This is a genomic window from Streptomyces sp. NPDC038135 (assembly GCF_055601245.1).
Genome location: NZ_JBVJXS010000005.1, coordinates 520615 through 539522 on the forward strand (window position 1 = coordinate 520615; position 18908 = coordinate 539522).

The following is an 18908-nucleotide window of genomic DNA, read 5'->3' on the forward strand; positions in this document are numbered from 1 at the left end:
GCGCATCCCACAGGGCAGACAGGCAACCTCCGCCTCAATTCGGACATCTGGACAAGGGCGCCCCACCGGTTTCGCGAAGGACCGCGCACACGATGGGGACCTGACGGCCCGTCGGCCGCGAGGTCCCCATGCGCGCGTGGCGCCGTCCGGCCGCTACTCGGCGGCGACCACGGTGACTTCGCCGATGCCGAGCGCCTGCACCGGCTCCTTGATCTGCGCCGCGTCACCGACCAGGACCGTCACCAGACCGTCCACCGGGAAGGCGCTGACGACCGCCGCGGTGGCCTCGACCGTGCCGGTGGCCGCGAGCCGCTGATACAGCGTCGCCTGGAAGTCGTCGGGCAGGTGCTGCTCGACCTGGTCGGCCAGGGTGCTCGCGACGGCCGCCGCGGTCTCGTACTTCAGCGGCGCCACCCCGACCAGGTTCTGCACGGCGACGTCCCGCTCGGCGTCGGTCAGGCCCTCGGCGGCGAGGGTGCGCAGCACCTTCCACAGGTCGTCGAGCGCCGGACCGGTGTTCGGGGTGTCCACGGAGCCGCTGATGGCGAGCATCGCGGCGCCGGTGCCGTCCGGAGCGGACCGCAGGACCTGCCCGAAGGCGCGCACGCCGTAGGTGTAACCCTTCTCCTCGCGCAGCACGCGGTCCAGGCGGGAGGTGAGCGTGCCGCCGAGGCAGTAGGTGCCGAGCACCTGGGCGGGCCAGACCCGGTCGTGCCGGTCGGGGCCGATCCGGCCGATGAGCAGCTGGGTCTGGACGGCGCCGGGGCGGTCGATGATGACGACACGGCCGGTGTCGTCGGCGGTCACCGGCGGCACCGGGCGCGGCTCGCCGGGGGTACCGGACCAGGCGCCCAGGGTGTCGGCGAGCAGGGCGTCCAGATCGGTGCCGGTGAGGTCGCCGACCACGACCGCGGTCGCCGTCGCGGGACGCACATGACGGTCGTAGAAGGCGCGGACCGCGGCCGCGTCGATCTTCTCGACCGTCTCCTCGGTGCCCTGGCGCGGGCGCGACATGCGCGCGGTGGCCGGGAACAGCTCCTTGGAGAGCTCCTTGGCGGCGCGCCGGGAGGGGTTGGCCAGTTCGTGCGGGATCTCGTCCAGCCGGTTGCGCACCAGCCGCTCGACCTCGCTCTCCGCGAAGGCGGGGGCGCGCAGGGCGTCGGCGAGCAGGCCGAGGCCCTTGGCCAGCCGGGAGGCCGGCACCTCGAGGCTGAGCCGGACGCCCGGGTGGTCGGCGTGCGCGTCGAGCGTGGCGCCTGCCCGCTCCAGCTCCGCGGCGTAGTCCTCGGCCGAGTGCTTGTCGGTGCCCTCGGAGAAGGCCCGCGCCATGATCGTGGCGACGCCGTCCAGGCCGGTCGGCTCGGCGTCCAGGGGCGCGTCGAGCAGCACCTCCACGGCGACGACCTGCTGGCCGGGGCGGTGGCAGCGCAGCACGGTCAGCCCGTTGTCCAGCGTGCCGCGCTCGGGGGCCGGGAACGCCCAGGGCCTGGCCTCGCCCGGCTGCGGCTGGGGGTGGAAGTCCATCGGGGCGAGCTCGCTCACTTGGCCGTCTCCTCGTTGTCGTGTCGGCCCTCGACGGTCGCTTCGGCCTCCGGGTCCTCGGGGACGTCCGCGTCCTCGACGGTCTCCGGGGACTTCGGCTCGTACACGAGGACCGCGCGGTTGTCCGGACGCAGGCGGGCCTTGGCGACCTCCTGCACCTGCTCGGGGGTCACCTCCAGCACGCGCTCGACGGCCGTCAGGGCGAGCTGCGGGTCTCCGAACAGGACGGCGAACCGGCACAGTTCGTCGGCGCGGCCGGCGACCGTGCCGAGCCGGTCCAGCCATTCGCGCTCCAACTGGGCCTGGGCGCGTTCCATCTCCTCGGGCGTGGGGCCCTCCTCGGCGAACCGGGCCAGCTCCTCGTCGATCGCGGCCTCGATCACCGGCACCTCGACGTCACCGGAGGTCTTCACGTCCAGCCAGCCGAGCGAGGGCGCGCCGGCCAGCCGGAGCAGGCCGAAGCCGGCCGCGACGGCCGTGCGGTCGCGGCGCACCAGCCGGTTGTACAGCCGGGAGGACTCGCCGCCGCCGAGCACGGTCAGGGCCAGGTCGGCCGCGTCCGCGTCGCGCGTGCCGTCGTGCGGGAGCCGGTAGGCGGCCATCAGGGCGCGCGCCGGGACCTCCTCCTCGACGACCTCGCGCACCTGGCCGCCCATGACCTCCGGCAGCGAGCCGTCGCGGGGCGCGGGCTTGCCGTCGTGGCCGGGGATGGAGCCGAAGTACTTCTCGACCCAGGCGAGGGTCTGCTTCGGGTCGATGTCGCCGACCACGGACAGCACCGCGTTGTTGGGCGCGTAGTACGTCCGGAAGAACTGGCGCGCGTCCTCCAGGGTGGCCGCGTCCAGGTCGGCCATCGAGCCGATCGGCGTGTGGTGGTAGGGGTGGCCCTCCGGGTAGACCATGGCGGTCAGCTTCTCGAAGGCGGTGCCGTAGGGGACGTTGTCGTAGCGCTGGCGGCGCTCGTTCTTGACGACGTCCCGCTGGTTCTCCATGGACTCCTCGTCCAGGGCGGCCAGCAGGGAGCCCATGCGGTCGGCCTCCAGCCAGAGGGCGAGCTCGAGCTGGTGGGCGGGCATGGTCTCGAAGTAGTTGGTGCGCTCGAAGCTGGTGGTGCCGTTCAGCGAGCCGCCGGCGCCCTGCACCAGTTCGAAGTGGCCGTTGCCCGTCACCTGTCCGGAGCCCTGGAACATCAGGTGCTCGAAAAGGTGAGCCAGGCCGGTACGTCCCTTGACTTCGTGGCGGGAGCCGACGTCGTACCACAGGCAGACCGCCGCCACCGGGGTCAGGTGGTCCTCGGAGAGCACCACGCGCAGACCGTTGGCCAGCCGGTGCTCGGTCGCTGTCAGGCCCCCGGAGCCTGCCTCGGCCGTGGTCGTGTGACCCATGGGCATGTACGTCCCTTCGCGAGCGGAGGCGGTTGATGGAAACCGCGGTTTTCCTGCCGGTCCTGCCACTGTATGCAAGCGTGCGGAGCCTCGGCGAAGTTCCCGCCGGACGTACGCCCACAGCGGATCACCTCAGCGGATCGCGTAGCCTGCGTCCCGCGTGCCGTGGGAGGGCTTCCCGGCACCGGGGCGGACCGCGGGGGACCGGGTCGCGGCCCGGCTTGTCAGTGCCGCGGTCCACAATGGTGCGCGTCAGATCCGTCAACCCCGAGCGAACAGAAATCTGGAGGAGCCGGCAGCGATGGCCCGCCGCAGCACGAAGACCCCGCCGCCCGACGATTCGTACGAGGAGAGGATCCTCGACATCGACGTCGTGGACGAGATGCGTGGCTCCTACCTCGAGTACGCGTACTCGGTCATCTACTCGCGCGCCCTGCCGGACGCCCGTGACGGCCTCAAGCCCGTGCACCGCCGGATCGTCTACCAGATGAACGAGATGGGCCTGCGCCCCGACCGGAGCTACGTGAAGTGCGCCCGCGTCGTCGGCGAGGTCATGGGCAAGCTGCACCCGCACGGCGACTCGTCGATCTACGACGCCCTGGTGCGCATGGCGCAGCCGTTCTCGATGCGCGTCCCGCTGGTCGACGGCCACGGCAACTTCGGCTCGCTGGGCAACGACGACCCGCCGGCCGCCATGCGGTACACCGAGTGCCGCATGACCGAGGCGACGAGCCTGATGACCGAGTCGATCGACGAGGACACGGTCGACTTCGCGCCGAACTACGACGGCCAGGAGCAGGAGCCGGTGGCGCTGCCCGCCGCCTTCCCGAACCTGCTGGTCAACGGCTCCTCGGGCATCGCGGTGGGTATGGCGACGAACATGCCGCCGCACAATCTGCGCGAGGTCGTGGCGGCGGCCCGCCATCTGATCAGGCACCCGAACGCGGACCTGGACGCGCTGATGAAGCACGTCCCCGGACCCGACCTGCCCACCGGCGGCCGGATCGTCGGCCTGGACGGCATCCGCGACGCGTACGCGTCCGGACGCGGCACGTTCAAGATCCGGGCGACGGTCAGCGTCGAGACGGTGACCGCCCGCCGCAAGGGCCTGGTCGTCACCGAGCTGCCCTTCGCGGTCGGCCCCGAGAAGGTCATCGCCAAGATCAAGGACCTGGTCAACTCCAAGAAGGTCCAGGGCATCGCCGACGTCAAGGACCTCACCGACCGTGAGCACGGGCTGCGCCTGGTCATCGAGATCAAGAACGGCTTCGTGCCGGAGGCGATCCTGGAGCAGCTCTACAAGCTGACGCCGATGGAGGAGTCCTTCGGCATCAACAACGTCGCCCTGGTCGACGGCCAGCCGCTCACGCTGGGCCTGAAGGAGCTGCTGGAGGTCTACCTCGACCACCGCTTCGACGTGGTCCGCCGGCGCAGCGAGTTCCGCCGCGGCAAGAAGCGCGACCGGCTCCACCTGGTCGAGGGCCTGCTCACCGCCCTGGTCGACATCGACGAGGTCATCCGGCTGATCCGGTCCAGCGAGAACTCCGCGCAGGCCAAGCAGCGCCTGATGGAGCGGTTCTCGCTGAGCGACGTCCAGACGCAGTACATCCTCGACACGCCGCTGCGCCGGCTCACCAAGTACGACCGCATCGAGCTGGAGGCGGAGAAGGACAAGCTCACCGCGGAGATCGAGGAGCTGACCCGGATCCTGGACTCGGACGCGGAGCTGCGCAAGCTGGTCTCGGCCGAACTGGCCGCCGTGTCGAAGAAGTTCGGCACCGACCGGCGCACGGTGCTGCTGGAGTCCGGGGGCGCGCCGGTGGCCGCCGTGCCGCTCCAGGTCGCCGACGACCCGTGCCGGGTGCTGCTGTCCTCGACGGGCCTGCTGGCCCGCACGGCGACCGACCAGCCGTTCGCCGAGTCGGCCGGCGCCAAGCGCGTGAAGCACGACGTGATCCTCTCGGTGGTCCCGGCGACCGCGCGCGGCGAGATCGGCGCGGTCACCTCGGCGGGCCGGCTGCTGCGGATCAACGTCGTCGACCTTCCGCAGCTCCCCGAGGCGGCGACGGCGAATCTGTCCGGCGGGGCGCCGCTCGCGGAGTTCGTGTCCCTCGAGGACGACGAGACGGTGGTCTGCCTGACCACGCTGGACGAGTCGTCACCCGGCCTGGCGCTCGGCACGGTGCAGGGTGTCGTCAAGCGCGTGGTGCCCGACTACCCGTCCAACAAGGACGAGTTGGAGGTCATCACGCTCAAGGAGGGCGACCGGATCGTCGGCGCGGTGGAGCTGCGCACCGGCGAGGAGGACCTGGTGTTCATCACGGACGACGCGCAGCTGCTGCGCTTCCAGGCGTCCATCGTCCGCCCGCAGGGCCGCCCGGCCGGCGGTATCGCCGGCATCAAGCTGACCGAGGGCGCCAAGGTCATCTCCTTCACCGCGGTCGACCCGGCCGCCGACGCCGCGGTCTTCACGGTGGCGGGCTCGCGCGGCACGCTGGACGACTCGGTGCAGACGACGGCCAAGCTGACCCCGTTCGACCAGTACCCGCGCAAGGGCCGCGCCACCGGCGGCGTGCGCTGCCAGCGGTTCCTGAAGGGCGAGGACTGCCTGTCCCTGGCCTGGGCGGGCCCCGTCCCGGCGCGGGCCGCGCAGAAGAACGGCACCCCGGTGACGCTCCCGGAGCCGGACCCGCGCCGCGACGGCTCGGGCACCTCGCTGCCGAAGACGGTGGCGGTGGTCGCGGGACCGGTGTCGTAGGACGCCCGGCCGCACGCCCTGGGGGCGCTACCCCTCGTACGTCTCCGTGCCCGGTTCCTCCTCGGAGCCGGGCACGAAGCGCAGGACGCCCCACATGCCGTGCTCGTCGGCGTGCGGGGCGTCGTCGCCGCACGCCTGCAGCTCCTTGTGGAGGGCGTCGGCGTCGATGCCGGAGCCGATCAGCACGAGCTGGGTGCGGCGCGGACCGGCGGGCGGCCAGGGCTCGGGCCGGAAGCGCAGGAACCGGCCGACGGCGTGCACGGCGTACCGGTTGCGGGTGTCGTACGGCCCGAAGTCGACGTATCCCTTGATCCGGTACAGCCCCTCGGGGCGGCTGTCCAGGAAGCTCATCAGCCGGCGGGGGTCCATGGGCGGCGCCGAGGTGAAGGAGAGGCTGTCGTAGCCGGTGTGCAGGTGGCCGGCGTGGTCGTGGCCGTCCTCGCGGTGTTCGTGCAGGTCGTCGAAGGAGAGCTGGCCGATGCGCTCCTCGCTCGGCCGGCAGTCGAAGAGGAACTCCGGGTCGACGCGGCCGTAGGTGGCGGGGAGGACCGCGGCACGGCCGGCGAGCGAGCGGACGAGCGCGAGCACGCGGTCGGCGTCCGGCGCCCGGTCCAGCTTGTTGACCACGACCAGGTCGGCCAGGGCGAGATGCCGGTCGATCTCGGGGTGCCTGGTGCGGGTGTCGTCGAGTTCGGCGGCGTCCACGACCTCGACGAGGCCGCCGTAGACGATCCCCGGGTGCTCGCTGGCCAGCACCATGCGCACCAGTTCCTGGGGCTCGGCGAGTCCGCTGGCCTCGATGACGATGACGTCGACGCCCGCGGCGGGGGCGGCGAGCCGGTCCAGGTAGACGTCGAGTTCGCTCGCGTCGACGGCACAGCACAGACAGCCGTTGCCGAGCGAGACGGTGGAGTCGCCGAGGGCGCCGGCCACCGCCATCGCGTCGATCTCGATGGCGCCGAAGTCGTTGACGATCGCCCCGATGCGGCTGCCTCCGCTGTGGTGCAGCAGGTGGTTGAGCAGCGTGGTCTTCCCCGAGCCCAGGAAGCCGGCGAGCACGACCACCGGGATCTGCGGACTGCGGCTGTTCGCCGGGCTGTTCCCCAACGGGCGACCTCTCTCACACGGACGCGCACACCGGCTCGCCGCCGGGTGCGCGGACGGGATGGCGGGCATCGTTTCGGGCATCGACTGCGACACCAGGATACGAGCGAGCCGGAACGCGCCAGGACGCGCCGGGACGCCGCGCGGGGGGCGGCTCCTCGTCACCTCAGGCCGCGGGTGGCACCGCGACCGGCGGCTCCGGGCCCACGTAGCGTGCCACCGGACGGATGATCTTCGGGTCCGCCGCCTGTTCCAGGATGTTGGCGCTCCAGCCCACCACCCGGGCCGCCGCGAAGGTGGGGGTGAACATCTCCCGGGGCAGGCCGCACAGTTCCATGACCACGCCCGCGTAGTACTCGACGTTGGTGTGCAGTTCACGGCCCGGCTTCAGCTCGGCGAGGACCGTCTCGACGTGCCGTTCGACCTCGACGGCCAGTTCGACGCGCGGGCCGCCGAAGCCGAGGGCGATCTCCCGCAGCATCCGCGAGCGCGGGTCCTCCGTGCGGTAGACGGCGTGGCCGAAGCCCATGACGCGGTCACCGGCGAGCACCCGCTCCCTGATCCATGCGTCGGCCCGGTCCGGGGTTCCGATCGCGTCCAGGGTGTCGAGCGCACGGCTCGGCGCCCCGCCGTGCAGCGGCCCGGACAGGGCGCCCACGGCTCCGGTCAGACAGGCTGCGACGTCGGCGCCGGTGGACGCGATGACCCGCGCGGTGAATGTTGACGCGTTGAATCCGTGGTCAATGGTCGAGATCAGGTATTGCTCGACCGCACGGGCCCGCCGCGGGTCGGGCTCCTCGCCTGTGAGCATGTAGAGGTAGTTGGCCGCGTACGACAGGTCCTCGCGGGGCTCCACGGGTTCGAGGCCCCGCCCGAGCCGGTACAGCGCGGTGAGCAGCGTGGGCACGGCCGCGCAGGCGGCCACGGTGTCGGCGCGGCGCTGGTCCGGGTCCGTGTCGTAGACCGGACGGAACCCCCGCGCGGCTCCCAGCAGGGACAGCGCGGTGCGCAGGCCGGCCAGCGGCCCGGAGTCGCGCCCGGCCGCGGCGATCGCGGGAAGGGCCGCGCGGACCTCATCGGGCAGCCGGCGCAGCCCCGCGGTCCCGGCGGCGAAGGACGCGGCGCGCCCGGGCTCCGGCAGGGTCCCGTGCACCAAAAGATGCCAGACGTCCTCGAAGCCGCGGGTGCACGCGAGTTCGACGGCCGAGTACTGCCGGTAGTGGTAGAAGCCTTCGATCCCCCGGACGTCTCCGACGCGGGTGTCGGTGACGACGACCCCCGCGAGGCCACGCGGCACCTCGACCCGGGGTGCGGTCCTGTTGACGGACATGGTGTCTCCCTCCTGGACTTGATCCGACTGTCCATGCTTGACTCACGGGCTGTCAACGTTGATCGAGTCAATGTCAGCCCATCAAGATGTGGAGCGACGGTTACGGTGGCCCCCATGCGCGATCACGAAACCGCTCCCGACCGGCGGCCCGGGCGGAGGCTGAGCACCCGGGAGACCGCCGAACTGCTCGGGGTGAAGCCGGAGACGGTCTATGCCTACGTGAGCCGCGGCCTGCTCAGCAGCAGGCGGGAGCCCGGCGGCCGCGCCAGCACCTTCGACGCGAAGGAGGTCGAGGCCCTCGCCCGGCGCAACCGCCGGGAAGCCGCGGGGAGTCCGGGCTCCGGGGGCGACCTGTCCGTACGGACCCGCATCACCCTCATCGAGGACGATCGCTACTACTTCCGCGGCGTCGACGCCACGGAACTCGCCACGCGCCACTCCTACGAGGAGGTCGCGGAGTGGCTGTGGACGGGCCGGATGACACCGGGCACGACCTTCACCGCGCCGGAGGGGACCGTCGAGGTCGCCCGCCGCGCCGTGAACGCCCTGCCGGAGCACACCTCCCCGGCCGACCGGCTACGGGTGGCGGCCATCGCCGCGGCGGCCGAGGACCCGCTGCGTTTCGACCTCTCCGAGGAGACGGTGCTCGGTACCGGTCGCATCCTCATCCCCACGCTCGTGGCCGCGCTGCCGCCCGTCCGGCACGACCACGAGGACGACGGTCCGCTGGCCCACCGCCTGTGGGCCCGGCTGACCGGCCGCCGCGCCGACGAGGCCTCGCTGCGCGTCCTGGACACCGCCCTGGCCCTGCTCGCCGACCACGACCTGGCCGCCTCCACGCTCGCCGTCCGGGTCGCCGCCTCGGCCCGCGCGCACGCGTACGCGGCCGTCTCGGCCGGGCTCGGCGTCCTGGAGGGCCCGCTGCACGGCGCCGCCAGCGGCCTGGCCCACCGGATGCTGCTCGACGTGCTGGACCAGGGCACCGCGGTCCCCGTGATCGCGGACGAGCTGCGGGCGGGACGGCGCGTCCCCGGCCTGGGCCACCGGCTCTACTCCGGCGAAGACCCCCGCGCGCGCGTGCTGTTCGGCCTACTGGAGCAGGTGCCGCACGCGGAGTCCGCGCTCCTGGCGGCCCGCGACGTCGTCGCCACGACGGCCCGGCACGCCCCGCTGCACGCCAACGTGGACCTGGCGCTCGCGGTGTTCACCGCGTCCTGCGGCATGCCCGCCTCCGCCGGGGAGACCGTCTTCGCCGTCGCCCGCACGGCGGGCTGGATCGCCCACGCGCTGGAGGAGTACGGCGAACGCCCGCTGCGCATGCGCCCGAGCGGTCACTACGTCGGCCCGCGTCCCCCGCAGCCCCTGCCGGAGTGAAGCCGTCCGTGCGGCGGCCGCGGCCAGGTGTCCGCGCAGCCGCCGCGGCACGGCTGACCGTGCCGCCGTGGGAGCGGCACGGGCCCGGCCGGAAGTCGCCCCCTACGGAGTCAGGTTAGGCTCACCTCTGTGAGTAGGTGCGCGACCGTCTCCCAGGACCTGGACGAGCCCGTTTCCGCCACGGCGGCCACGGCGACGACGTGGCTGCTGCTGGAGCAGTCCGGGCCGTGGGGCGCGAAGGCGCTCACTTCGAGTCACCTCGACCCCGCTGTCGGCCGCGCCCTGGAGGCCGCCGCCGAGGGAACCGGCGTCCGCGTCGCCCTCGTCCGGCGCCCCGGCCGGCACGCCGACCCGGGCACCCCCGAGCCCCGGCAGGTGTACGCGGCCCACACCGTGCCCGGGAACGTGTGGCTGCACAGCGCCACCACGTGCGACCCGCGCGGTCTGCTCGACCTCGACTTCGCCGCTCTCGGCGCCGGCGACCACCGCTCCTTCGGCACGGCGCTCGGCGGCGAGCCGCACACCGGCGATCCGCTCGCGCTCGTCTGCACCAACGGCAAGCGCGACCGCTGCTGCGCCCTCCTCGGCCGTCCACTGGCCGCCGAGCTGGCCGCCTCCGGTGTGCGGGGCGTCTGGGAGGTCACCCATCTGGGTGGTCACCGCTTCTCGCCGACAGTGCTCGTGCTGCCGTACGGCTACGCCTACGGCCGGGTGGCGGCGCACACGGTCGAGGCGGCCCTGCACGGCGTCCGGGAGGGGCGCGTGGTGCTGGAGGGCTGCCGCGGCTGCTCGGCCTGGGAGCGGCCCGGCCAGGCCGCCGAACTGGCCGTGCGCTCGGTGGCGGGGGTGCGCCGGGCCGGCGCGCTGAGCGTCGTGCGGACCGAGGGCCGGGCGCCCCGCTGGGAGGTGACCGTCGCCCATGCCGACGGCCGCCGCTGGCGCGTCTCGGTGGCACAGGGCGCGTCCCTGCCGCCGCGCCCGGAGAGCTGCGGCGCCTCGGTGCTCGGCGCGCCGGCGCGCATGGACGTGGTCGCGGTGCGCGAAGTGCGGAAGACGGCGATGGCGAGCTGACCCCGGCGGTCCGGCCCCCGCCCCTCGTCCGGCGCCGGTCGGGAGATCCCCGCCACACCGGCTGGGGCCGGGCCGGGGCTCCCACGTACCGTCATCGGTATGAGCCCCACTCCCCCCGCACGCCGTCTGCGCCTCGGTCTGCCCCGGCGGGTGTTCTCGCAGGTGCTGCTGATGCAGGTGGCGATCGCCGCGGGAGTCGCGGTGCTCGCGACGGGGCTGTTCCTGGCGCCGCTGAGCAAACAGCTGGACCAGGAGGCCATGCGCCGGGCGCTGGCCATCGCGCAGACCACGGCGCAGGACCCGGAGATCGCCGAGGGCGTGCTGACCACGCCGCCGAGCAGGAACGGCCCGGTGCAGCGGGAGGCCGAGCGGATCCGGCACGCCACGAACGCCGAGTACATCGTGGTGCTGGACCTCCACTGGGTGCGCTGGTCGCACCCCACCCCCGGGGAGATCGGCCGGCCCGTCTCCACCGATCCCAGTGACGCGCTGGGCGGCAGGGACGTCATGGAGATCGACAAGGGCACCCTGGGCCGCTCCGCACGCGGGAAGGTGCCGCTGTACGACGCCCGTCACCGGATCATCGGGGCCGTGTCGGTCGGCATCGCGTACGACAGCGTGCGCGCCCGGCTGCTCGCCGCGATACCGGGGCTGTTCGCGTACGCGGGCGGGGCCCTCGCGGTGGGCGCGCTGGCCGCCTGGCTGATCTCCCGCCGGGTGCAGCGGCAGACCAGGGACCTGGCCTTCTCCGACATCTCCGCGCTGCTCGCCGAGCGCGAGGCGATGCTGCACGGCATCCGGGAGGGCGTGGTCGCGCTCGACCGCGCCGGCCGTGTCCGGCTGCTGAACGACGAGGCCCGGCGGCTGCTGGGCCTCGGCGACGAGGCCGTCGGCAAGTCGCCGGACGAGGCGCTGGGCGAGGGCCGCACCGCTGACGTCCTGGCCGGCCGGGTGACCGGCACCGACCTGCTGACCGTGCGCGGGCAGCGGGTCCTGGTCGCCAACCGCATGCCCACCGACGACGGGGGCGCCGTGGCCACCCTGCGCGACCGCACCGAGCTGGAGCAGCTCGGCCGTGAACTCGACTCCACCCGTGGTCTGATCGACGCGCTGCGCGCGCAGGACCACGAGCACGCCAACCGCATGCACACCCTGCTCGGTCTGCTGGAACTCGAGATGTACGACGACGCCGTGGAGTTCGTCGGCGAGGTCGTCGGCGACCACCGGGTCACCGCCGAGCAGGTCACGGAGAAGATCCAGGACCCGCTGCTGGCCGCCCTGCTGGTGGGCAAGGCGACCGTCGCCGCCGAACGCGGGGTCGCCCTGTGGGTGTCGGAGCGCACCCGGCTCCCCGACCGGCTCGTCGACCCGCGAGGACTCGTGACGGTCGTCGGCAACCTGGTGGACAACGCGCTGGACGCGGTCGCGGGCACCCTCCACGCGCGCGTGGAGGTCGAGTTGCGCACCGAGGGCCGTACGGTCGTGCTGCGGGTGCGCGACACCGGGCCCGGCATCCCGGCGGACCAGCGGGAACTCGTCTTCACGGACGGCTGGTCCACCAAGAAGCCACCCGCACACGGCAAGCGGGGCCTGGGACTTCCGCTGGTGCGCCGGCTCGCCGAACGGCAGGGCGGCGGCGCGACGGTGGGCACGGCGGACGGCGGCGGCGCGGAGTTCACCGTCGTACTGCCGGAGGCGCTCACCGACGCGCTGGGCGCGCCGGACCAGGAACCCGCGCTCGCCGCACCCGACGCGTCCCCGGTGCCGGCCCCCGGCGGGGAGGAGGCACGGTGATCGAGGTCCTGGTCGTGGACGACGACGCCCGCGTCGCCCGGGTCAACGCCGCCTACGTGGAGAAGGTGCCCGGTTTCCACGTGGCCGGCGAGGCGCACAACGCGGCCGAGGCGCTGCGCCTGCTCGACGCGCTGCCCCGGCTCGACCTGGTCCTCATGGACCACTACCTGCCCGACGACACCGGGCTCGCGGTGGTCCAGGAGATGCGCCGGCGCGGCCATCAGACCGACGTCATCATGGTGACGGCCGCGCGTGACGTCTCGACCGTCCAGGCGGCCATGCGGCACGGCGCGCTGCAGTACCTGGTGAAGCCCTTCGCGTTCGCCGGACTGCGGGCCAAGCTGGAGGCGTACGCCGTGCTGCGCCGGACGCTGGACGGCGGCGGCGAGGCGGAACAGGCCGAGGTGGACCGCATCTTCGGCGCCCTGTCCGCGCCGTCGGAGCCCGGGCTGCCCAAGGGGCACTCCCCCACCACCGCCGACCTGGTGCGCCGGGCCCTGATGCAGGCCGAAGGCGCCCTGTCGGCGCAGGAGATCGCCGAGCTCACCGGTGTGAGCCGGCAGACCGCCCAGCGCTATCTCAAGCTCCTGGAGCGGACCGGACGGGCCCGGCTGACCCTGAGATACGGCGACGCGGGCCGCCCGGAACACCGTTACGTGTGGGCGACCCGCGCCTGAGCGGGCATGTCTCGGACGCTACTTGGCGGCCTCGACGAACTCGGTGGTGTACGTCTTCTTCAGGTCCACCTTGGCGTTCTTGATGTTGGGGTTGAACGCCTTGAGGACCTTCTCCACGGTCTCGGGGCCGTTCGCCGGCATCACGCCGTCCTTGGTGAACATCGGCAGCGTGCTCTTGATCGCCTCCGCGTAGAGCGCCTTGTCGCCCTGCGAGTAGTCGGCCGGCATCTTGGCGGCGATCTCCGAGGCGCTGTGGCCGGCCATCCACTTGAGCGTCTTGACGAAGGCGTTGGCCAGCTTCTGGACGGTCTCCTTGTGCCCGTTCACCCAGTCCGTCTGCATGTACAGACTGGACGACGGGTACGGCCCGCCCAGCGCCTCCTGGGAGCCCTCGGGGGTGCGCATGTCGAGGAGGATCTTCCCGGCCTTCTTGTCCAGGATGGTGGCGACGGTCGGGTCCGTCGTCATGCCGGCGTCGATCGAGCCCTGCTGCAGCGCCGCGATGAACGTCGGGCCGGCGCCCACGGCGACCGGGGTGAACTCGCTGACGTCCACGCCGTTCTTGACCGCGAGGTACTTGGTGAGGAAGTCGGTCGAGGAGCCGAGGCCGGTGACGCCCAGCTTCCTGCCCTTGAAGTCCTTCGGCGAGCCGATGTCCCCCGCCTTCTTGCTCGCGACGACCTCCACCTCGCCGGGGGCGTGCGAGAACTGCACGACGGACTCCACGGCCTTGCCCTTCGTCTGCAGGTCGAGGGTGTGGTCGTAGAAGCCGACGGCGCCCTGGACCTGGCCGGAGACGAGCGCGGTCTCGGCCTGGACGCCGGCGGGCTCGCTCAGCAGCTCCACGTCGAGGCCCTCGGAGTCGAAGTAGCCGAGGCGCTGGGTGAGCATGGCCGGCATGTAGATGACCTTGTCCAGGCCACCGACCATGATCTTGACCTTCGTGCCCTTGCCGTCACCCTTGCCGCCGCCGGACGAGGTGCTGCTCGCCGCGTCGTTGGCGCAGGCGGTGAGCGAGGAGAGGGCGAGCAGGCCGGAGACGGCGAGCGAGGCGTATCTGGCGGTCTTGCGCATGGAGGTTCACGTCCTTGTGAGTGTGCGGTGCGTGCGGTGCGGTGAAGGGGGGCGGCTCGGAGCGCCCCGGCTGCCCGACGGCGCCGGGCGGCCGGGACTCAGTGGTCGGAGTTCGCCGGCTTCCACCGGAAGATGCGGCGTTCGGCGAAGGTCAGCAGGCCCTCGGCGACGAGCGCCACGACCGCGAGGATCACCATCGCGGCGTAGACGCCGGCGGCGTTGAAGGTGCCCTGGGACGCGGCGACGAGCAGGCCGATGCCCTTCGTGGCGCCGATGTACTCGCCGACGATGGCGCCGATGAGGGCGAAGCCGAAGCTGACGTGGAGGCTGGTGAAGATCCAGGAGGTGGCCGACGGGACGACCACCTGAAGCGTCACCTTGCGGTCGCTGGCGCCGAGGATCCTGGCGTTGGCGACCAGGTTGCGGTCGACCTCGCGAGCGCCCTGGAAGGCGTTGAAGAACACCGGGAAGAACACCAGCACCACGGCCGACGCGACCTTGGACGCGGGACCCAGGCCGAACCAGATCACGAAGATCGGAGCCAGGACGATCCGGGGAAGGGAGTTGAGGACCTTGATGTAAGGGCCGAGGACATCGGCGAGGAAGGCGATCCGCCCCAGGGCGATACCGAACACGACACCGGCGACGACGCCGATGCCCCAGCCGAGCAGCGCCTCGTGCAGCGTGTACCAGATCTGCTCGCCCAGGGAGCCCTGCGCGGTCCCGTGCAGGACCCAGGTGCTGATCTGGTCCCAGATCTTCGAAGGCATCGAGAAGTTGAACGGATCGATGACCTCGGCGCGGGACAGCGCCTCCCACAGACCGAGCACGACCACCAGCAGGAGCACCCGCGCGGCGGTGACGACCACCTTGCGTCTGCGGGCCGCCTGGGCCCGTGACTCCGCGCGGCCCGGAACCTTCACCGTGTCGACGACCGGCGTGCTGAGAACCTCAGGCGACATGCGCGGCACCCCTTTCCCGGGTGACGCGGACCTCTTCGCCGAGGGACTCCCAGATCTCGCGGTAGATCTCGATGAACCGCGGCTCCAGCCGTACCGACTCGACCTTGCGCGGCCTCGGCAGATCGATGTCGAAGACCTGCTTCACGGTCGCGGGCCCGGCGGTCATGACGACGACCTTGTCGGCCAGCGCGATGGACTCCTCGAGGTCGTGGGTGACGAAGACGACCGAGGCGCCCGTGCCCTCCCACAGCTCCAGCAGCTCGTCCGACATCAGCGCGCGGGTCTGCACGTCGAGCGCCGAGAACGGCTCGTCCATCAGCAGGATCTCGGGGTCGTTGACGAAGGTGGCGGCGAGGGCGACGCGCTTGCGCTGGCCGCCGGAGAGCTGGTGCGGATAGCGGTCCTCGAACGCCGCGAGACCGACCCGGGCCAGCCACGCGCGGGCCTTCTCCTTCGCCTCCGCCTTGGGCACGCCCCGGAAGCGGGGACCCGCCATCACGTTGGACAGCACGGTCCGCCAGGGGAAGGTGGCGTCCTGCTGGAAGACGAAGCCGACCTTGTCACCGACGCCGTCGACCGGCTCCCCGGCCACCAGCACCTCGCCCTCGGTGGGCTCCTCCAGGCCGCTGACCAGCGTCAGCGTGGTGGACTTCCCGCAGCCGGTCGGGCCGACGACGGCCACGAACTCGCCGCGCCGCACGGTGAGGTCCAGGCCGCGCACGGCCGTGTGCAGACCCCCCGACGGGGTCCTGAAGGTTTTGCTCGCGCCCCGTAGCTCGATGGCGGGGCTGGTGTCTGCGCTCATGGCCCGGGACGGTAGATGTGGCCCCGGCCACAGCAGCAGTCTTGTGAGCACATGCCGTTCTTTTGCTCGCAAGCACCTGTTGTGCTCATTTTGCTCGCGTTACAACTGCGGAGCCGAAACACGGGCTTAACGCTCGCCGGCCTTGGAGGGAAGGCCCGATGATTGACGTCCTGGTCGTGGACGACGACTTCCGCGTCGCAGAGATAAACGCCAAGTACGTGGCGAAGGTTCCCGGTTTCCGGGTGGCCGCCCGCGCGCACAGCGCCGCGCAGGCTCTGGCCGCCCTCGAACGCGCCGCCGTCGACCTGGTACTGCTCGACCACTACCTGCCCGACCAGACGGGTCTCGAACTCGTGCACCGCATGCGGGAGCAGGGACACGGCACCGACGTCATCATGATCACGGCGGCCGGCGATGTCACGACCGTCCAGCAGGCCATGCGTCTGGGCGCCCTGCACTACCTGGTCAAGCCCTTCACCTTCGCCGCCCTGCGCACTCGCCTGGACTCCTACGCGGCCCTGCGCCGCACCGTCGACCGGGTCGGCGGCCGGGGGCTCACGGGCCAGGAGCAGGTCGACCGGATCTTCGGCGCGCTGCGCACCTCCCCCGCACCGTCCGCGCCGGGCCTGCCCAGCGGCCACTCGGAGCCCACCACGGACCTCATCTGCGACGTGCTGCACGGTGCCGGCCAGCCGCTGTCCGCGCACGAGGTGGCGGCGCGCACCGGCCTGAGCCGCTCCACGGCCCAGCGCTACCTCCGCCACCTGGAACAGGCCGGCCGCCTCAGCCTCTCCCTGAAGTACGGCGACACCGGCCGCCCCGAGCACAAGTACGCGTGGGTGGCGCCCTGAGCACCGGCGCCCACCGGTCACCACGCCGCACCGCGCCCCCGCACGGTGCGCCCGTGCCCTGTCCTCGCGTCGCTACACGGCGCCCGCGCCGGTCAACGACCGCACCTCGGTCTCGGCGAACTTACCCTCGTCGGCGACCTCGTCCGAGGTGACCGTGCCCAGCCAGCCGGCCAGGAAGCCCAGCGGGATGGAGACGATGCCCGGATTCTGCAGCGGGAAGTACTGCAGGTCGATGTCCGGGAACAGCGAACCCGGACTGCCGGACACCACCGGGGACAGCAGCACCAGCACGAGAGCGGGGACCAGTCCGCCGTATACGGCCCACACCGCGCCGCGAGTGGTGAAGGCACGCCAGAACAGCGAGTACACGAGCGCCGGCAGGTTCGCCGACGCGGCCACGGCGAAGGCCAGACCGACGAGGAAGGCGACGTTCAGATCGCGGGCCAGCAGGCCGAGCCCGATCGCGACGATGCCGATGCCCACGGCCGCGACGCGGGCCACCGCGACCTCGCCGCGCACCTTGGACTGCGGACGCCGCAACGACGCGTACAGATCGTGGGCCACGGAGGACGAGGACGCGAGGGTGATCCCGGCGACCACCGCGAGGATCGTCGCGAAGGCGACGGCGGCGACCACCGCGAACAGCACCGTCCCGCCCGTGGAGCCGACGCCTCCGCCGAGATCGAGGGCGAGCAGGGGCATCGCCGTGTTCCCGGCCGCGTTGGAGCGGCGCAGGGCCTCCGGGCCCACCACGGCGGCGGCCCCGAAGCCGAGCACGATCGCCATCAGGTAGAAGCCGCCGATCAGGCCGATGGACCAGACCGCGGAGCGCCGGGCGGCCCGCGCGGTGGGCACGGTGTAGAAGCGGGAGAGGATGTGCGGCAGCCCCGCCGTGCCCAGCACCAGGGCGAGGCCCAGGCTGATGAAGTCGAGGCGGGCGGTCCAGCTCCCGCCGTACTTCAGCCCCGGCGCCAGGAACGCGTCGCCGTGGCCGCTGCGTTCGGCCGCCGTGACCAGCAGCCGGTCCAGGTCGCCGTGGAAGCGCACCAGCACCAGCACGGTCAGCACGACCGTCCCGCAGAGCAGCAGGACCGCCTTCACGATCTGGATCCAGGTGGTGGCCCGCATCCCGCCCAGCGACACATAGGTCACCATGAGAGCGCCGACCCCGATGACCGTCCACGCCTGCGCCGTGCCGCTCGTGCGCCCCAGCAGCAGCGCCACCAGGCTGCCGGCGCCGACCATCTGGGCCACCAGGTACAGGACGGACACCGTGACCGAGGCGGTCCCCGCCGCGATCCGCACCGGCCGCTCGCTCATCCGCGCTGCCACCACGTCGGCGAGTGTGAACCTCCCGCAGTTGCGCACCAGTTCCGCAACCAGGAACAGCACGACCAGCCACGCCACGAGGAAGCCCACCCCGTACAGCAGCCCGTCGTATCCGTACAGCGCGATGAGCCCGGTGACCCCGAGGAAGGAGGCGGCCGACACGTAGTCGCCCGAGACCGCGAAACCGTTCTCCATCGGGGAGAACAACCGCCCGCCGGCGTAGAACTCCTCGGCGGAGCCGTGCCGTCTGCGGCTCACCCAGGTCGTGATGGCCAGGGTGACGGCCACGAAGCCGATGAACAGCAGCAGTGCCAGTGTCTGGTGCTCACCGGTCACGAGGCGCCTCCCCGGGCTCCACGGGTCAGTTCTTGTGTGTCCCAGCGCAGTTCCAGCGCGAGCCGGTCCCTGCGCAGCCGAGCGTGCCGGGCGTAGCCCCAGGTGAGCAGGAAGGTGCTGAGGAACTGGCCGAGCCCGGCCAGCATCCCCACGTTCACGGCTCCCACCACCGGCCTGGCCATGAGCCCGGGAGCCGTCGTCGCGGCGACCACGTACCCCACGTACCAGGCGAGGAAGACGGCGACACCCGGCACCACGAACCTCCGGTACCGGCCGCGCACCTCCTGGAAGGCCTCGCTGCGCTGCACCTCGAGGTACACATCGCGGGCACGGACCGCCGCGACGTCCCCCTCCCCGCGCGCGGCCGGTACGGTCCGGGCCGGCGTGCCGGCGCCGCCCGCTTCGCCCCAGCCGGAGGCCAGGGCGTCGTACCAGGGGTCCTCGTAACTCACCTCGCGGGAGGCCGGGCCGTGGTCATCGTGATGGCCGGCCGAACTCCCGGCAGCGTCCCCGGCT

General features: G+C 72.5%; 15 protein-coding genes. 6 read left to right on the plus strand and 9 right to left on the minus strand.

The window, feature by feature from the left end:
* Positions 1-153: 153 nt before the first annotated feature.
* On the minus strand, positions 154-1542 hold the full coding sequence (locus tag ACZ7JA_RS17050; RefSeq protein ID WP_470808918.1) for a M16 family metallopeptidase: 1389 nt from the start codon (positions 1540-1542) through the stop codon (positions 154-156).
* The gene (locus ACZ7JA_RS17055; RefSeq protein WP_351669546.1) at positions 1539-2933 is read right to left on the minus strand and encodes a M16 family metallopeptidase; all 1395 of its coding nucleotides are present in this window, start codon (positions 2931-2933) and stop codon (positions 1539-1541) included. The genes ACZ7JA_RS17050 and ACZ7JA_RS17055 overlap by 4 nt, the downstream gene beginning before the upstream one ends.
* Positions 2934-3228: 295 nt before the next feature.
* Between ACZ7JA_RS17055 and ACZ7JA_RS17060 the strand changes: the two genes are divergently transcribed.
* On the plus strand, positions 3229-5685 hold the full coding sequence (locus ACZ7JA_RS17060) for a DNA gyrase/topoisomerase IV subunit A (RefSeq protein WP_389447874.1): 2457 nt from the start codon (positions 3229-3231) through the stop codon (positions 5683-5685).
* 27 nt (positions 5686-5712) lie between these two features.
* Here the strand turns inward: ACZ7JA_RS17060 and ACZ7JA_RS17065 are convergent, their stop codons facing one another.
* The gene (locus tag ACZ7JA_RS17065) at positions 5713-6792 is read right to left on the minus strand and encodes a CobW family GTP-binding protein (RefSeq protein WP_470808920.1); all 1080 of its coding nucleotides are present in this window, start codon (positions 6790-6792) and stop codon (positions 5713-5715) included.
* Between the two features lie 163 nt (positions 6793-6955).
* Positions 6956-8119 (minus strand): citrate synthase/methylcitrate synthase, encoded by a 1164-nt coding sequence (locus tag ACZ7JA_RS17070; protein ID WP_470808922.1) that lies wholly within the window; start codon positions 8117-8119, stop codon positions 6956-6958.
* Between the two features lie 114 nt (positions 8120-8233).
* Between ACZ7JA_RS17070 and ACZ7JA_RS17075 the strand changes: the two genes are divergently transcribed.
* The 4 genes from ACZ7JA_RS17075 (at position 8234) to ACZ7JA_RS17090 (ending at position 13035) form a co-directional block, all read left to right on the plus strand.
* Positions 8234-9493 carry a citrate synthase gene (locus ACZ7JA_RS17075; RefSeq protein ID WP_351669554.1) on the plus strand — a complete coding sequence of 420 codons (1260 nt, stop codon included), beginning with the start codon at positions 8234-8236 and terminating at the stop codon, positions 9491-9493.
* A 129-nt stretch (positions 9494-9622) separates the two neighbouring features.
* The gene (locus ACZ7JA_RS17080; protein ID WP_470808924.1) at positions 9623-10564 is read left to right on the plus strand and encodes a sucrase ferredoxin; all 942 of its coding nucleotides are present in this window, start codon (positions 9623-9625) and stop codon (positions 10562-10564) included.
* A 99-nt stretch (positions 10565-10663) separates the two neighbouring features.
* Entirely contained in the window at positions 10664-12358 is a 1695-nt protein-coding gene (locus tag ACZ7JA_RS17085; RefSeq protein WP_351669558.1) for a sensor histidine kinase, read from the plus strand.
* Positions 12355-13035, plus strand: a complete 681-nt coding sequence (locus ACZ7JA_RS17090; RefSeq protein ID WP_389305818.1) for a response regulator — start codon at positions 12355-12357, stop codon at positions 13033-13035. The genes ACZ7JA_RS17085 and ACZ7JA_RS17090 overlap by 4 nt, the downstream gene beginning before the upstream one ends.
* Positions 13036-13053: 18 nt before the next feature.
* On the opposite strand, the gene ACZ7JA_RS17095 is transcribed toward ACZ7JA_RS17090, so the two are convergent.
* The 3 genes from ACZ7JA_RS17095 to ACZ7JA_RS17105 form a co-directional block, all read right to left on the minus strand.
* Positions 13054-14109, minus strand: coding sequence for an ABC transporter substrate-binding protein (locus ACZ7JA_RS17095; protein ID WP_351669562.1), 1056 nt, complete (start codon positions 14107-14109; stop codon positions 13054-13056).
* 98 nt (positions 14110-14207) lie between these two features.
* Complete coding sequence (locus tag ACZ7JA_RS17100) at positions 14208-15071, minus strand: ABC transporter permease (protein ID WP_351669564.1); 864 nt, start codon at positions 15069-15071, stop codon at positions 14208-14210.
* Positions 15061-15876 carry an ABC transporter ATP-binding protein gene (locus ACZ7JA_RS17105; RefSeq protein ID WP_470808927.1) on the minus strand — a complete coding sequence of 272 codons (816 nt, stop codon included), beginning with the start codon at positions 15874-15876 and terminating at the stop codon, positions 15061-15063. Before ACZ7JA_RS17105 ends, ACZ7JA_RS17100 begins: the two co-directional genes overlap by 11 nt.
* A gap of 158 nt (positions 15877-16034) precedes the next feature.
* On the opposite strand from ACZ7JA_RS17105, the gene ACZ7JA_RS17110 reads away from it, so the two are divergent.
* On the plus strand, positions 16035-16727 hold the full coding sequence (locus ACZ7JA_RS17110) for a response regulator (protein ID WP_403683816.1): 693 nt from the start codon (positions 16035-16037) through the stop codon (positions 16725-16727).
* Positions 16728-16799: 72 nt separating this feature from the next.
* Here the strand turns inward: ACZ7JA_RS17110 and ACZ7JA_RS17115 are convergent, their stop codons facing one another.
* Together ACZ7JA_RS17115 and ACZ7JA_RS17120 are read right to left on the minus strand one after the other, a co-directional pair.
* Positions 16800-18392, minus strand: a complete 1593-nt coding sequence (locus ACZ7JA_RS17115; protein WP_351669570.1) for a solute symporter family protein — start codon at positions 18390-18392, stop codon at positions 16800-16802.
* A complete protein-coding gene (locus ACZ7JA_RS17120; RefSeq protein WP_389447867.1) occupies positions 18389-18844 on the minus strand; it encodes a DUF485 domain-containing protein in 456 nt (151 codons plus the stop codon). The genes ACZ7JA_RS17115 and ACZ7JA_RS17120 overlap by 4 nt, the downstream gene beginning before the upstream one ends.
* Positions 18845-18908 lie beyond the last annotated feature (64 nt).

Bases quoted from the DNA above. Each gene is read 5' to 3' on its own strand.
- ACZ7JA_RS17055 (WP_351669546.1), bottom strand. From the start codon at position 2,933: ATGCCCATGGGTCACACGACCACGGCCGAGGCAGGCTCCGGGGGCCTG.
- ACZ7JA_RS17060 (WP_389447874.1), top strand. From the start codon at position 3,229: ATGGCCCGCCGCAGCACGAAGACCCCGCCGCCCGACGATTCGTACGAG.
- ACZ7JA_RS17070 (WP_470808922.1), bottom strand. From the start codon at position 8,119: ATGTCCGTCAACAGGACCGCACCCCGGGTCGAGGTGCCGCGTGGCCTC.
- ACZ7JA_RS17075 (WP_351669554.1), top strand. From the start codon at position 8,234: ATGCGCGATCACGAAACCGCTCCCGACCGGCGGCCCGGGCGGAGGCTG.
- ACZ7JA_RS17085 (WP_351669558.1), top strand. From the start codon at position 10,664: ATGAGCCCCACTCCCCCCGCACGCCGTCTGCGCCTCGGTCTGCCCCGG.
- ACZ7JA_RS17095 (WP_351669562.1), bottom strand. From the start codon at position 14,109: ATGCGCAAGACCGCCAGATACGCCTCGCTCGCCGTCTCCGGCCTGCTC.
- ACZ7JA_RS17100 (WP_351669564.1), bottom strand. From the start codon at position 15,071: ATGTCGCCTGAGGTTCTCAGCACGCCGGTCGTCGACACGGTGAAGGTT.
- ACZ7JA_RS17105 (WP_470808927.1), bottom strand. From the start codon at position 15,876: ATGAGCGCAGACACCAGCCCCGCCATCGAGCTACGGGGCGCGAGCAAA.
- ACZ7JA_RS17110 (WP_403683816.1), top strand. From the start codon at position 16,035: ATGATTGACGTCCTGGTCGTGGACGACGACTTCCGCGTCGCAGAGATA.